We start from the raw sequence: 13,533 nt of genomic DNA, 5'->3' as shown, positions 1-13,533 counted from the left end.
AGCCCCTAGACCCCGCGCGGCTTAGCGGCCGCGGCGCTCGTTCGACGCCGGAGCCGAGGCACGGCGCGGGCCGCTGCGGGCCGGACGACCGGCACCTGAATTGCCCGAGCCCGAGCCGTAGGAGCCACCGGAGTTGCCACCCGTGTTCGAGGACCAGACAGCTTTGTTGCCACCGGTGCGCGTTGAAGTTGCGGATTCCGTGCGCGGGGCCGACGCCGAGCGGTTGCCTGCGGCTGCACGCTGGCCGGTTGCCGGGCGTCCGCTGCGACCACCCTGCGCACCTTGGCCACGAGCAGCAGGAACGTCGTTGCGGTGAGCGGAAGCTGCGTTGCCGCGTCCACGCGTGCTGCGGGCGACGTCGTCGTTCGCTGCTGCGCGGCGCTCAGCGCGGTTGATGTCGGTGCGCACGGGCTCGGACGCAACCTTGCCACGGCCACCGCGACCACCACGGCCACCCGCAGTGGGTGCAGCCTGGGTGGTGCGGCGGTTGCGCTTGCGCTGGGCGTTGGCACCGGTGGAGGTGCCGCCGCCCGGCTGCTGGGTCTTCGCTGCGAGCAGTGCCGCACGAGTGCGGGGATCAACCTTGTCGGCGACCTGGCCCACGAGCTCGGCAATCAGGGGAGAGTTGGCCGTGACACGTTCGAACGAGACGTCGACGCCGGCAGCCTTCATGAGCTTCTTGACGTCGGACTGCTGCTCGGGGAGCGTCAGCGTGACCACGGTGCCGTCGGAACCTGCGCGGGCCGTACGGCCTGAGCGGTGCAGGTAAGCCTTGTGCTCTGTGGGCGGGTCCACGTGGATGACGAGTTCGACGTCGTCGACGTGCACGCCGCGGGCAGCGACGTCGGTGGCCACCAGGACCCGGACCTCACCGCTGGAGAACTCGGCGAGGTTGCGGTCACGGGCATTCTGCGACAGGTTGCCGTGAAGATCGACGGCAGGGATGCCGCAGTCGGTCAGGGTCTTGGCAAGCTTGCGGGCGTGGTGCTTGGTCCGCATAAAGAGGACGCGGCGGCCGGCGCCGGAGGCCAGCTCCACGATCAGCTGCTTCTTGACGGTCTGGTCGTTGACCACCAGGACGTGGTGCTCCATGGTGGTGACGGCGGCCTGGGGGTCGTCCACGGAGTGGGTCAGCGGGTTGGACAGGTAACGGTTGACCAGTTTGTCAACACCGTTGTCCAACGTCGCAGAGAAGAGCAGGCGCTGGCCCTGGGTGGGGGTCATGTCCATGAGCTTCTTGACCACCGGGAGGAAGCCGAGGTCTGCCATGTGGTCGGCCTCGTCCAGGACGGTGATCTCGACGGCTTCGAGGGTCAGGATCCGCTGGCGGATGAGGTCCTCGAGGCGGCCCGGGCAAGCGATGACGATGTCGACGCCGGCGCGCAGCGCCTTTTCCTGGCGTGCCTGCGAGATGCCGCCGTAGATGACCGTGGTGTTCAGGCCCATGGCCTTGGCCATCGGTTCGATGGTGGCGTTGATCTGGGTGGCCAGCTCACGGGTCGGCGCGAGGACCAGTCCCATGGGGCGGCCGGGCTTGCGGAAGTGCTTGGCTTCGCGCTCGGCGAGACGTGCCACAAGCGGGATAGCGAAAGCGATGGTCTTGCCGGAGCCGGTGCGGCCACGGCCCAGGACGTCGTGGCCTGCGAGCGTATCCGGGAGGGTCTTGACCTGGATGGGGAAGGCTTCTTCGATGCCATCTGCAGCGAGCGAGTCGGCAATGGCCTTGGGCGTGCCAAGGGCAGCAAAAGTAGTCATGTGCTTCAAGGGTCTTTCTGGCGGTGTCCAACGGACATCGTCCCCCGACGCCGGTTGGGCCAAGGGTTCGCCGAGGAAAAAGTCAGTGATCGACCGGTAGGCAATAAGCCGTGGCCGGGACCAGAGAAAACGCGTTCATCGACGCAGGATGTGCCTCTCACATGAAAAAAGCCCACTTCCCAAGCTTGGAACCAAGCCAAATTCGGGGACTAAGCGGGCATCACTGCACATCAAGTAGATCCATTCTAGCATCCGCGGGCCGCGGGCCTTTCCACAGGGCAGGTTCACGCAGGCGGTGTTCCCCCAAGTAGCTCGCAGTTGTTGTCGTTTTGAGGGCTTATAACGACAACAACTGCGAGTCAGTTGGGTGGGGACAGGCGTTGCCTCGCGGCGCACGTCAGGGCAGGCTTGAGCCATGACGCACCAGCACGACGGCGGAGCCCACCTTCACAGCGAAATCCGCGACAGCGGAGCCCACCTTCACAGCAACCCTGACCAGGACGCCGACCCGGCGCAGTTTTGGGACGAGGTCTACCGGGAGAAGGCGAAGAGGTGGAGCGGGAATCCCAATCCGCAGCTCATCGCGGAAGCCAAGGGACTGGCTCCCGGCACCGCCCTGGATCTCGGCTGCGGGGAGGGTGCGGACGCCATCTGGCTCGCCCAGCATGGCTGGACGGTGACCGCGGTGGACGTCTCCGCCGTCGCGCTTGAACGGGCAGAAGCCCATGCCGTCGACATCGGGCTACCGGACCGGATCACGTGGCTGCAACGGAATTTCGGCTCGTGGCACCCGGAAGCGGGCTTCGATCTGGTGTCCTCCCAGTTCCTGCATTCTCCGCTTCTTCCGTGGCGCGATTTCCTGGCCTCGGCTGCGGCGGCCGTGGCTCCCGGCGGCGCTTTGTTGGTTGTCGGGCATCATCCGGATGGCCTGACTCCGTGGAGCGGGCACAAGGACATGAAAGACAAGTTCTTCACGCCCGAGGACTTGGTCGAGGCGCTCACAAACGGTCCGGGGACGTGGCGGATCAACGTTGCCGATTCCCGCGAACGCGCGGTGACGGGCCCTGACGGCCAACACGCCACCACCATCGACAGCGTGCTCCGGGCCACCCGGACATCCGGGGCTCACACGTCCTAGGCCCGCACGTCGTCCGCTTCGGCTGCGCGGTGCGCCTCGGCGTCCACCGCATGTTCAGCACCAGGAGGCCGCCGGGCCGCGACCCGTGGCGCAATGACGAGCCCGACGACGGCGATGGCCGACGTCAGGACGAACACCCCCGCGAAGGAACCCGCCGTCGTCGTCAGCGCACTGAAGACGAGACCCGTCACGGCGAGCGAGAGGGCGCCGCCGAGGGAATCGGAGATGGACATCGCAGAACTGTTGAAGCCTTGATCCTCGGGCTTGGAGAGCGCCAGGGTCATGACACTCAACCGCGGGTACATCAGACCCATCCCGGCGCCCGCGAACAGCCAGCCCGCAATCGCCACTCCGGCGGGCCACGCGAGCACCGTGGTCACGAGGACGATGACCACCGAACCGAGCACCAGCGCAGACCCGATCTTGACTGCAAGGGCGTTGCCGAGCCGGGAACCCATGCGGCCCTGGACTGCGGACGCCGCTGCCCAGGCAATCGCCGATCCCGTCAGCGCAAGTCCGGCGAATGCCGGGGAGAACGAGTACCGCTCCGTGAGGAGGTACGGCACGTAAACCTCGGTACCGGAGAAGGCTGCTGAGGCAACTCCGCGCATGAGGATGACGCTTGGCAATCCGCGGTGCGCGCCGAGCGTGCCGCGCGGGACCAGCGGCCGCACTGCCAGCATGGCGATGACGAGCGCGACGGCGGCGATCATCCATCCGACGCCGGGCAGCTGTCCGGAGAGGTTCAGGCCGAGAACCGCAAGGGCGGCGAGCGCGGCCCACCCCATGCGGCCGAAGGCCCAGGGAACATCGGCGCCTCCAGGCTTCGCCTCTCCGGCGCCCGCCTTGGGGGAGCCTGGCTCCGAGGAGCCCGCCTCCCGCGCGTCCGGCGTGGACCGCACCCCCCGCATGGCGGGAAGGATCATTGCCAAGGCCGGAACCACCAAACCCACGACCCCGAGGAACACCCAGTGCCAACTGCTCAACTCGGCAACCACGCCGGCGGCGAAGGGACCGATCATCGAGGGAATGACCCAGGCCGCCGAGAACGCGGCAAAGACTTGGGCATGCAACCTGGCGGGGTAGACCCGGGCGATCACCACATACAGCGCCACGGTCATGGCGCCTCCGCCGAGGCCTTGGACCAGCCTGCCGGCCACGAGCATCTGCATGGAAAGCGCGGTACCGGCGATGAGCAGCCCGGCCGCGAACAGCGCAACGGATGCGTACAGCGGGGCGGCCGGCCCACGCCTGTCCGCCCAGTTTCCTGCGGCCACCATGCCGATCACGCCCGTGGCGAGCGGACCGGCGAAGGCCAACGCATAGAGTCCGGCACCGTCCAGATCGCGGCTCACGAGCGGCATGATGGTAGTGACGGCCATGGATTCGAACGCTGCCAGGAAGACCAACGCCCAGGCACCCGCCGTCGCCAGGAGATAGGGGCGTTGCAGTATGCCGGCTGTTGCGTCGTGGCTTGTCATCATCCCAGCCTAGAAGCCCAAACGAGTTTGGGGCCACCTTCAAAATCCATTCAAGTGATTAATATTCACCTGAAATTAACTCTGGGCAAACTCTGTACTAAATAGCCGACTATCGGTTGTTCCCGTAATCATTCCGTGATGCACTGCTTGGCGTGAACTTCACAAGACGCAACTTCCTGTCCGTTGCCGGATCTGCCACGGCTGCGACGCTTGTCAGCGGCGCCACCGTGAGGACCGTGCCCGCCGCAACCGCACTCCCACAGCCCGGTTCCTCAGGCATCGACCACATCATCGTGGTGATGATGGAAAACCGCTCGTTCGACCATTTCCTTGGCTGGATGCCTGGCGCGGACGGAAAACAGGCCGGACTGACGTTCGTTGACCGCTACGGCATTCCGCATACAACCCACCACCTGACGGATTTCCAGGGCTGTGGGCATCCGGACCCTGACCATTCCTACGAGGGCGGCAGGATCCAGTTCAACAACGGCAAGAACGACGGCTGGCTGCGGGCAGGCGAGAACGATGAATTCGCCGTGGGATACTACGATTCGAGCGACCTCGACTTCTGGCGCCAAGCGGGTCCCGACTGGACCGTCTGCGACCGCTATTTCGCAGCCACCCTCGCCGAAACGTATCCGAACCGCTTCTACCAGCACTCTGCTGCCACGGACAGGCTCCATAACTCGACCGTCACCAGCACCCTGCCCACGATCTGGGACCGCTTGGCAGCCGCCGGCGTTCAGGGAAAGTACTACTACGGCGACGTTCCCTTTACCGCCCTCTGGGGAACAAAGTACCTCGGCATCTCCAGGCCCTACGCCGAGTTCCTCAGCGACTGCAGTTCCGGCAAGCTCTCCTCGGTGTCCTTCGTGGATCCGCGCTTCACGGATGAGTCCAGCGGAACCTCAGGCGATGACCACCCGCATGCGGACATCCGCTCCGGCGAGCTCTTCCTGGCGGAGGTCTACAACGCCGTGACCAAAAGCCCCAACTGGGCGAACACCATGCTGGTGGTCAACTACGACGAATGGGGCGGGTTCTACGACCACGTGCCACCGGAAACGGCACCGGACAGCAATCCGGATACCGCACGGCGCGGCTTCCGCGTCCCGTCCATGGTCATTTCTCCGCGCGCCCGCAGGCAATACGTGGCGCACGATACCTACGACCACACCTCAATCCTGAAGGCCATCGAGTGGCGCTGGGGGCTTCAAGCCCTGACGCCTCGGGACAATGCCGCGCGCAACATCGCCGAAGTGCTTGATTTCCAATCAGCACCCAATTTGACCGCTCCCACGTACCTCGTGCCGCCTTATGCCGCCGGACCGGCCTGCTCGCCTGTCGGGCCGCCGGCGGAGGAAGAGTGGGCCGGCCTGAAACAGAAAGCACTTGCGGACGGATGGACCCTGCCATGACCTTCAAGAACTTCGCCATTTCCAAGATGCGGCTCGGATTCGCTGCGCTGCTGGTCGTCCTGCTGGGCGCCTCCTGCATCGCCTTCGGATTGCAGCAGACCGAGGCACAAGCGAGCGAACCCCAAACCGTCCAGAGCTCCGGGTACCTCCCGGGAGCCAAGCACGTGTTCGTGATCAACCTCGAGAACAAGGGGTACGACACCACATGGGGACCGGGTTCGGCGGCACCGTACCTTTCCACCACACTGCGCAACCAAGGCGTCCTGCTGAACCAGTATTTCGGCACGGCACACAATTCGCAGCCGAACTACGTCGCCCAGATTTCCGGTCAAGGACCCAACCCGCAGATGCAGGCCGATTGCCAGACGTACTCCCCGTTCGCGAAGACCGGAACAGCAGATCCCGGCCAGGCCGTTGGGGACGGCTGCGTTTTCCCCGCCGATGTGCCCACGGTGGCGGGCCAGTTGACGGCAGCCGGGAAGACCTGGAAGGGCTACATGGAGGACATGGGCACACCGTGCCGCCACCCGGCCCTCGGCGCACCCGATGACACCCAGAAAGCAAGGGTCGGGGACCAGTACGCGGCCCGCCACAACCCCTTTGTCTACTTCGCGGGGATCACGGGGTCGCCGGACTGTGCGAAGAACAACGTGGACCTCGGAGACCTGAAGACCGATCTCGCTTCGGTCTCCACCACGCCCAACCTGTCCATGATCACGCCGAACCTTTGCCATGACGGACACGACTCCCCCTGCGTTGACGGACAGCCCGGCGGCCTGACCAGCGCCGATGCCTGGCTGAAGCAGTACGTTCCGCTGATCACCTCGTCTCCCGCCTTCCGCCAGGACGGCGTCCTGATGATCACCTTCGACGAATCCGACAGCCCCCAATCAGACGCTTCAGCGTGTTGCGGCGAGGGCCCCGGGCCCAACTCCCCGCTTCCCGGGATTGTCGGACAGGGCGGCGGCCGGGTCGGCGCTTTGGTCATCTCCCCCTTCACCAAGGGCGGCACCTGGTCCACCACGCCGTACAACCACTACAGTCTGCTGGCCAGCATTGAAGACACCTTCGGCCTCCCGTATCTCGGCTACGCAGGCACCCCTGGGCTGAACCGCTTCGGACTAGACGTCTACAACGCCGCCCTCTAAGCCAAGCCGACGGCGGCGGTCGGCACTACGGCGCTGGTCGCCGTCGAGTCCGGGTTCAGCATCCAGCCGACCCGCTTGGCCGTGCTGAGCATCACGACGCTTTCGACGAGTTCGATCCCGGGAATGCGTTGCTGGATGGCGAGTTCCATCTCCATGACCTCGGCCAGCGAGCGCAGCCACATGATGATCACAAAGTTGGTGCTGCCGGTGGTGGAGGCCGTGAACCTGACGTTCCTCACGGCCCGCAACTCGGCGGCCGCGGCCTCGTGCTGGCCTGCTGGAACATTCGCGAACCACTGGCACGTCATGGGATAGCCGGAGAATTGCTGGGCGATTTCGCAGCGGAAGGACAGCATCCGGCTTGCTAGCACCCGGCCGAGCTGCCGTTGCACCGTTGCAGGGTGCCGCCCCAGTGCGCGTGCGATTTCCGCGGCCGAAGCCCGTCCGTCCCGGGCGAGGAAGGGAAAGAGCTCCATATGGCTCGCCGGCAACGGGGTGACCTGCGCATAAGGGGCGGACGGATTGAGCGCTTCCGGCCCGGCGAGGGCGCGCAGGGCCTGCTGCTCCGCCCGGCTCAGGACGTTGAGCCGCCACGCATAGCCGCTCGTGTGGATCCGGGTGCAGAGCGAGGTCCGGTACTTGGTGAGCCCCCGGATTTCCTTGAGCTGGGGCAATAGCCGGCTGCTGAACTCGCCCAGGTCCTGCGTGATGACGGTCAGCATGAGGTCCCGGTTGCTGGCGGCCTCCTCGACCGTGATGATCTCCGGAATCGCCGCGAGCGCGGCCGTTACCTCTGGCCTGAGGTGCATTTCGCAGTCCACGTCCAACAGGGCAAGGCAGGCATGCTTGGGGTCGCCCATGAGGTGCGCCGTGGTCCAAGCGGCTCCGGATTCCCGCAGGCGGTCCCATCGGGAGGCCAACGTGGTGGCATGGACGCCCAGGACCTCCGCGGCGTCGGACCAACTGATCCGCGGCGAGATCTGGAGGGCATTGATCAGCCGGAGGTCCTCTTCACTGAGTTCCATCAGCGATCCTCTCCTTGTCGATGCGCGATTCTTGTTAATTCTGGCATGTTCCTGAATTTTTACAGGGCTTTGGAAGAATGTGAGGCTAGTCACTCCACAATGGCTATGGATACCTACCAATCGTTCAGGAAACAGGAGAACAGATGTCGATCGCCTCAGACGCCCAAGAGATGCAGGGAGAAATCGCCCGGTTCCGCCACGAGCTCCACCAGGAACCGGAAATCGGCCTGGACCTCCCGCGCACCCAGGAAAAGGTGCTCAAGGCGCTCGACGGACTCCCGTACGAAATCACCCTTGGCGAGAGCACGACGTCGGTCACCGCAGTCCTGCGGGGCGGGGCGGCGCACGCCTCAGCGCAGAAGCCGGCTGTGTTGCTCCGTGCCGACATGGACGGACTCCCCGTCCAGGAGCGCACCGGCGTCGAGTTCTCCTCGAAGATCGACGGCGCCATGCACGCCTGCGGCCACGACCTCCACACGTCCATGCTCGCCGGAGCCGCAACCCTCTTGGCCGAGCGGCGCGATCAATTGGCCGGCGACGTCGTCCTCATGTTCCAGCCCGGCGAGGAAGGCTTCGACGGCGCGGGCCACATGATCCGCGAAGGCGTCCTGGACGCCGCAGGCCGCCGTGTTGACGCCGCCTACGGCATGCATGTCTTCTCCTCACTGGAACCTCACGGCCAGTTCTGCACCAAAGCTGGCGTGATGATGAGCGCCTCGGACGGACTCTTCGTCACGGTCCTGGGCGCCGGCGGCCATGGCTCGGCGCCGCATTCGGCCAAGGACCCCGTGACCGCGGCCGCGGAAATGGTGACGGCGCTGCAGGTCATGATCACCCGGCAGTTCAACATGTTCGATCCCGTAGTCCTGACCGTGGGGGTGCTGCAGGCGGGTACCAAACGCAACGTCATCCCCGAATCCGCGCGTTTCGAAGCCACCATCCGCACATTCTCGGAAGCCTCCCGCGAGCGGATGATGACTGCGATTCCGCAGCTCCTCAAGGGCATTGCCTCCGCGCACGGCCTTGAGGTGGACGTCGACTACCGCGGCGAATACCCCATGACCGTCACTGACGAGGACGAGACGCACACCGCCGAGGACGTCATCTCGGGAATGTTCGGCGATTCCCGGCTCTCCCGCTGGGCCACGCCGATCGGTGGCTCGGAGGATTTCTCCCGGGTCCTGGCCGAAGTTCCGGGAACCTTCGTGGGCCTCAGCGCCGTGCCGCGGGGCGTGGACCACACCACCTCACCGTTCAACCACTCTCCCTACGCCACGTTCGACGACGGCGTCCTGTCCGATGGTGCGGCGCTCTACGCAGAGCTCGCGGTCTCTCGTATCGCCACCCTCGCCGCCGGCAACTAACCACCACCCCCAGACCTTGGAGCAAGACATGACCGCAACCGTAGGCGCTTCAGCCACAGCCCAGGTTCACAAGTCCCATCTGCGAACCCTCATCGGCACCGGCATCGGCAACGCCGTCGAATGGTACGACTGGGCCATTTACGCCACGTTCTCGCCCTTCATCGCCAGCGCGCTCTTCAGCAGCGCCGACCCCACGTCCGCGGTCCTCTCCACCTTGGCGATCTTCGCCGTCGGATTCGTGGCCCGGCCGTTCGGCGGCTTCGTCTTCGGCTGGATCGGCGACCGGATCGGCCGCAAGACGTCCATGACCATCGCCGTCGGCCTCGCGGCTGTCGGCAGCCTGTTGATCGGTATCGCCCCGACATTCCAGGCCGTTGGGGCCCTGGCATCCGTCATGCTCCTGGTGGCCCGCCTCATCCAGGGCCTCGCCCACGGTGGCGAGCTGCCGTCGTCGCAAACGTATTTGTCCGAAATGGCGCCCAAGGAAAAGCGCGGCTTCTGGGCGACCCTCATCTACACCTCCGGCACAGCCGGCATCCTTGCCGGGACGCTGCTGGGCGCCATCCTGACCGGTGTGCTGAGCAAGGCCGACATGAACGCCTGGGGCTGGCGCGTGCCGTTCCTGGTGGGCGGCGCCCTGGGCATCTACGCCTTGGTCATGCGGGCCAAAATGAAGGAGACCGAGGCGTTCCAAGCCGAAGCTCCGAAGGAAAAGCGCGAGCCCATGTGGCCGCAGATCGTCAAATACCGCAAGCAGGCCCTGCAGGTTATCGGGCTGACCGTCGGCCTCACCGTTGTCTACTACATCTGGGGCGTCGTGGCGCCGAGCTACGCGGCCAGCAGCCTCAAGATGGATCGTGGCGCAGCCTTGTGGGCCGGCGTCATCGGCAACGTCGCGTTCATCGCGTCGCTGCCGTTCTGGGGCAAGCTGTCCGACCGCATCGGCCGCAAGCCCGTGCTGATCGTGAGTTCCGCCGGGGCGGCGTTGCTGCACTTCCCCATGACGTGGCTCCTGAAGGACTCCCCTTGGCAGCTTGCCGTTTCGATGTCCGTGATGTTGTTTTTCATTGCCGGCAGCGCCTCGATTGTCCCGGCCGTGTACGCCGAACTGTTCCCGACCAAGATCCGCACCGTCGGCGTCGGCGTCCCGTACTCCATCTGCGTTGCGGTCTTCGGCGGGACGGCCCCGTACCTGCAGACGTGGCTCGGCAGCATCGGCCAAGCCAACATGTTCAACGTCTACGCCGTGATCCTGTTGGCCATCGGTATCGCGTTCGCCTTCATGATCCCGGAAACCAAGGGCAAGGACCTGACGCACTAACCTCCCCCTTTCGGACCCAACTGACTCGCAGTTAACGTCGTTTTGAGCCCTGAAAACGACAACAACTGCGAGTCAGTCGGGCTAGCCGACGTAGCGGTTCCGACCGGCGCGGAACCCGAAGAAGGCCGCCAGGGACCCCACCACGAGGAACAGGATGCCGGCTGCGGCGAAGCCACCGGTCGCTTGGTGCAACTGGCCGACCATCAGTGTTCCCGTGGAGCCCAAGCCATAGCCGACGCCCTGCATCATGCCCGAAAGGTGCGCGGCGGTGTGCGAATCGCGGGTACGCAGCATGATCATGGTCAACGCCACGGCCGTGAGGCTCCCCTGGCCAAGGCCCAACAGTCCGGTCCACACCCAGATCAGGTCCGTGGGGCCGAAAATGCTCAAGGCAAAGCCACCCCCGGTCATGAGCGCCACCACGGTGTTGATGACGCGCTGATCCTTGAACCGGGCCGCTAGCCCCGGAGCAACGAACGAACCAAGCATCTGCAGGACAATCGACACGGACACGATCAAGCCGGCCGTCCCGCCGTCGATCCCGCGATCACGCAGGATCGGCGCCAACCAGGCGAACACGCTGAAGGACATCATCGCCTGCAACACCATGAAGGCGGTGACCTGCCAGGCGACGGCGGAACGCCAGACGTTCGCACCGCCGTCGGCCGCGTTGTGGCGGACGGGGTGCTGGCGGATCGCCAGCGGCAGGAAAAGCAAAAGTACGACGGCGGCGGGCAGCGCCCAGAACCACAGCGCCGAGGTCCAGTGCCCGGCCGCCGTGAAGACGGGGTAGGTGAAACCGGCACCAAGCGCGGCAGACGCGCAAATCGCCGTCGTATACAGACCGCCCATGAGTCCGAGCCGATGCGGGAAGTCGCGCTTGACCACGCCGGGCAGCAGCACGTTGCACAGGGCGATCGCGGCGCCGCACGCCGCGGTTCCGGTGAGCAGTGCGGGCAAGTGCCCCGCTCCGGCGAGGTCCACGGGTCGGATCAGCAGCCCCGCTGTCAGCACGGCCATCGCGCCGAGCAGCACCCTCTCGGCACCGAAACGGCGGGCCAGGATGGGCGCCAGCGGAGCGAAGACACCCAGCAAGGTCACCGGCACGGTGGTGAGGACAACCACCGCCCAGCCCGGCAGACCGGCGTCGGCGGTGACTTCCGGAAGGACAGCCGAAAAGCTCGAGAAGACCGTCCGCAGGTTCAGCCCTATGAGCACCAGGCAGATCCCCAGGAAGACGAGTCCGCCGCGCGTCTTGACCTGGGTGGGCTCGGCGGCGGGGAGCTCGTCGATCTCGGCGTCGACAAGTACCTCGGCGACGCCGGAGTGTGGCTTGGTGTTCTTGGGGGCGCTTGAAGCGGGGGTCACCAACCCATTCTGGCAGTCACTCCCGTGGGCGGGCGCCTCGTGACGGGAGAGTGCGCAGGTTCCGCCGCGGGCGTTTGGTCCTGCAACGGTATTCTGGAGGGGATGAGTGAAACCCCAGAATCCCCTGAAACACCGCAGTCTTCGCGCCCCGTGACCCCAGGGAGCCAGGCCTCCTTCGGCACCTACGGCGGCCGGCCGGTCAGTTTCGTGCGCCGCGGGACGCGCCTCCAGGGCCGCCGCCAGGCAGCGTGGGAAGAGCACTCGGACCGCTGGGCCATCCAGGTCCCGCGGCATGTCGCCAACACCTCGGTGCACCCGGACTACGTGTTCGACGCCGAAGCGGAGTTCGGGCGCAAGGCACCGCTGATCGTTGAAATCGGTTCGGGACTCGGCGATGCCGTATGCCACGCTGCGGAGGAGAACCCGGACAAGGACTTCCTCGCCGTGGAGGTCTACACCCCGGGCCTGGCCAACACCATGATCAAGATCAACAGCCGCGGGCTCAGCAACGTCCGGGTGGTCGAAGCCAACGCGCCCGAGGTCCTGGCTACCATGCTTCCTGCCGGTTCGGTGAGCGAGCTCTGGGTCTTCTTCCCCGACCCCTGGCACAAGTCCCGGCACCACAAACGCCGCCTCATCCAGCCCGCGTTCGCCGAACTCGCTGCGCGGTCCCTCAAGAAGGGTGGCCTGTGGCGGATCGCCACCGACTGGTCCAACTACGCCGTCCACGTCCGCGAGGTCCTGGCCGGCTCAACCGAGTTTGAAAACCTGCACGACGGCGAGCGGGCCGGCGCGGACAGCCCCCTCACCCAAGTGTGGGAATCCGGAGTCGAATCCATGGTGGGCGGGGCCCCCGTCAAGGAAGGCCGGGCACCGGTCAGCACCGAGCACACCGGCCCCAACGAGGGAGTGGACCACGTAGGCGGATGGGCTCCGCGCTTCGATGGCCGCATCCGCACCAGCTTCGAAAACAAGGCCCACGAGGCCGGGCGCATGATCTTCGACCTTAGTTACCGCAGGATTTAGCTTCACGAATGCTCACGTGCCCTTTGCGTGCCGCACAGGCACCGGATACCATGTGAGACGTGTCACCGGAAGGCGGCACACGCTTATGATCTGCGGCGGGAGAGCCCTGCCGGTACGTTTCAGCAGGCGCCGTAGGAGCAAATCCTCCCCAGGAATCTCTCAGGCCCATGTACCGCCGCGGCAAGGCAACTCTGGAAAGCAGCCCGGGCAACCGGACTCACCGACGGTGCAAGCGTCCAGCCGCAAGGCAGGGACGCGGAAACTCTCAGGTCCAATACAGAGCGGGGAGGAACCGAATCATCGTGGTGCGTCCGCGCCACCTGAATTATGGAGTTCCTCATGACCCTGGCACCTGAAGGCCGTAAGCTGCTGCGCGTTGAACAGCGCAACAAAGCCGTCCCGGTCGAACGCAAGCCCGAGTGGATCAAGGCCAAGGTCCAGATGGGCCCGGAATTCGTGGGCCTGAAGAACCTCGTGAAAAAAGAAGGC

Annotated in this window: 10 protein-coding genes, 1 pseudogene and 2 riboswitches; of the genes and pseudogenes, 7 read left to right on the top strand and 4 right to left on the bottom strand. The window is 65.7% G+C overall.

Translation table 11 applies throughout. The features are described from left to right. Positions 1-21: 21 nt before the first annotated feature. On the bottom strand, positions 22-1,755 hold the full coding sequence (locus AC1DJB_RS17550; RefSeq protein ID WP_476910602.1) for a DEAD/DEAH box helicase: 1,734 nt from the start codon (positions 1,753-1,755) through the stop codon (positions 22-24). 415 nt (positions 1,756-2,170) lie between these two features. Between AC1DJB_RS17550 and AC1DJB_RS17545 the strand changes: the two genes are divergently transcribed. Continuing rightward, positions 2,171-2,893 (top strand): SAM-dependent methyltransferase, encoded by a 723-nt coding sequence (locus AC1DJB_RS17545; protein WP_476910601.1) that lies wholly within the window; start codon positions 2,171-2,173, stop codon positions 2,891-2,893. On the opposite strand, the gene AC1DJB_RS17540 is transcribed toward AC1DJB_RS17545, so the two are convergent. Further along, positions 2,890-4,374 carry an MFS transporter gene (locus AC1DJB_RS17540; protein ID WP_476910600.1) on the bottom strand — a complete coding sequence of 495 codons (1,485 nt, stop codon included), beginning with the start codon at positions 4,372-4,374 and terminating at the stop codon, positions 2,890-2,892. The two genes, AC1DJB_RS17545 and AC1DJB_RS17540, sit on opposite strands and share 4 nt — an antisense overlap. Before the next feature lie 152 nt (positions 4,375-4,526). Between AC1DJB_RS17540 and AC1DJB_RS17535 the strand changes: the two genes are divergently transcribed. Continuing rightward, complete coding sequence (locus AC1DJB_RS17535) at positions 4,527-5,792, top strand: alkaline phosphatase family protein (protein ID WP_441433509.1); 1,266 nt, start codon at positions 4,527-4,529, stop codon at positions 5,790-5,792. After that, positions 5,789-6,940: an alkaline phosphatase family protein gene (locus AC1DJB_RS17530; RefSeq protein WP_441433508.1), complete on the top strand. Its 1,152-nt coding sequence runs from the start codon at positions 5,789-5,791 to the stop codon at positions 6,938-6,940. Before AC1DJB_RS17535 ends, AC1DJB_RS17530 begins: the two co-directional genes overlap by 4 nt. Here AC1DJB_RS17530 and AC1DJB_RS17525 read toward each other — a convergent pair. Next, positions 6,937-7,965: an Lrp/AsnC family transcriptional regulator gene (locus AC1DJB_RS17525; protein ID WP_476910599.1), complete on the bottom strand. Its 1,029-nt coding sequence runs from the start codon at positions 7,963-7,965 to the stop codon at positions 6,937-6,939. The genes AC1DJB_RS17530 and AC1DJB_RS17525 overlap by 4 nt on opposite strands. Positions 7,966-8,108: 143 nt before the next feature. Between AC1DJB_RS17525 and AC1DJB_RS17520 the strand changes: the two genes are divergently transcribed. Together AC1DJB_RS17520 and AC1DJB_RS17515 are read left to right on the top strand one after the other, a co-directional pair. Next, positions 8,109-9,329: a M20 metallopeptidase family protein gene (locus AC1DJB_RS17520; protein WP_441433507.1), complete on the top strand. Its 1,221-nt coding sequence runs from the start codon at positions 8,109-8,111 to the stop codon at positions 9,327-9,329. 28 nt (positions 9,330-9,357) lie between these two features. Then, positions 9,358-10,650, top strand: a complete 1,293-nt coding sequence (locus AC1DJB_RS17515; protein ID WP_307055425.1) for an MFS transporter — start codon at positions 9,358-9,360, stop codon at positions 10,648-10,650. 81 nt (positions 10,651-10,731) lie between these two features. Here the strand turns inward: AC1DJB_RS17515 and AC1DJB_RS17510 are convergent, their stop codons facing one another. Beyond that, positions 10,732-12,018: an MFS transporter gene (locus tag AC1DJB_RS17510; protein WP_441433506.1), complete on the bottom strand. Its 1,287-nt coding sequence runs from the start codon at positions 12,016-12,018 to the stop codon at positions 10,732-10,734. A 102-nt stretch (positions 12,019-12,120) separates the two neighbouring features. Here AC1DJB_RS17510 and trmB point away from each other — a divergent pair, with 102 nt between their 5' ends. Further along, positions 12,121-13,044, top strand: coding sequence for a tRNA (guanosine(46)-N7)-methyltransferase TrmB (gene trmB / locus AC1DJB_RS17505; RefSeq protein WP_284991880.1), 924 nt, complete (start codon positions 12,121-12,123; stop codon positions 13,042-13,044). An 86-nt stretch (positions 13,045-13,130) separates the two neighbouring features. Continuing rightward, a riboswitch (glycine riboswitch) is annotated at positions 13,131-13,229 on the top strand. A 1-nt stretch (position 13,230) separates the two neighbouring features. Further along, positions 13,231-13,334, top strand: a riboswitch (glycine riboswitch). Positions 13,335-13,383: 49 nt separating this feature from the next. Further along, positions 13,384-13,533 (top strand): annotated as a pseudogene (locus tag AC1DJB_RS17500) (lipoyl synthase); the annotation flags it as partial.

The sequence above is a fragment of the Arthrobacter sp. 01T428 genome, from assembly GCF_056398685.1.
This window is presented reverse-complemented; position numbering and strand designations above follow the sequence as displayed.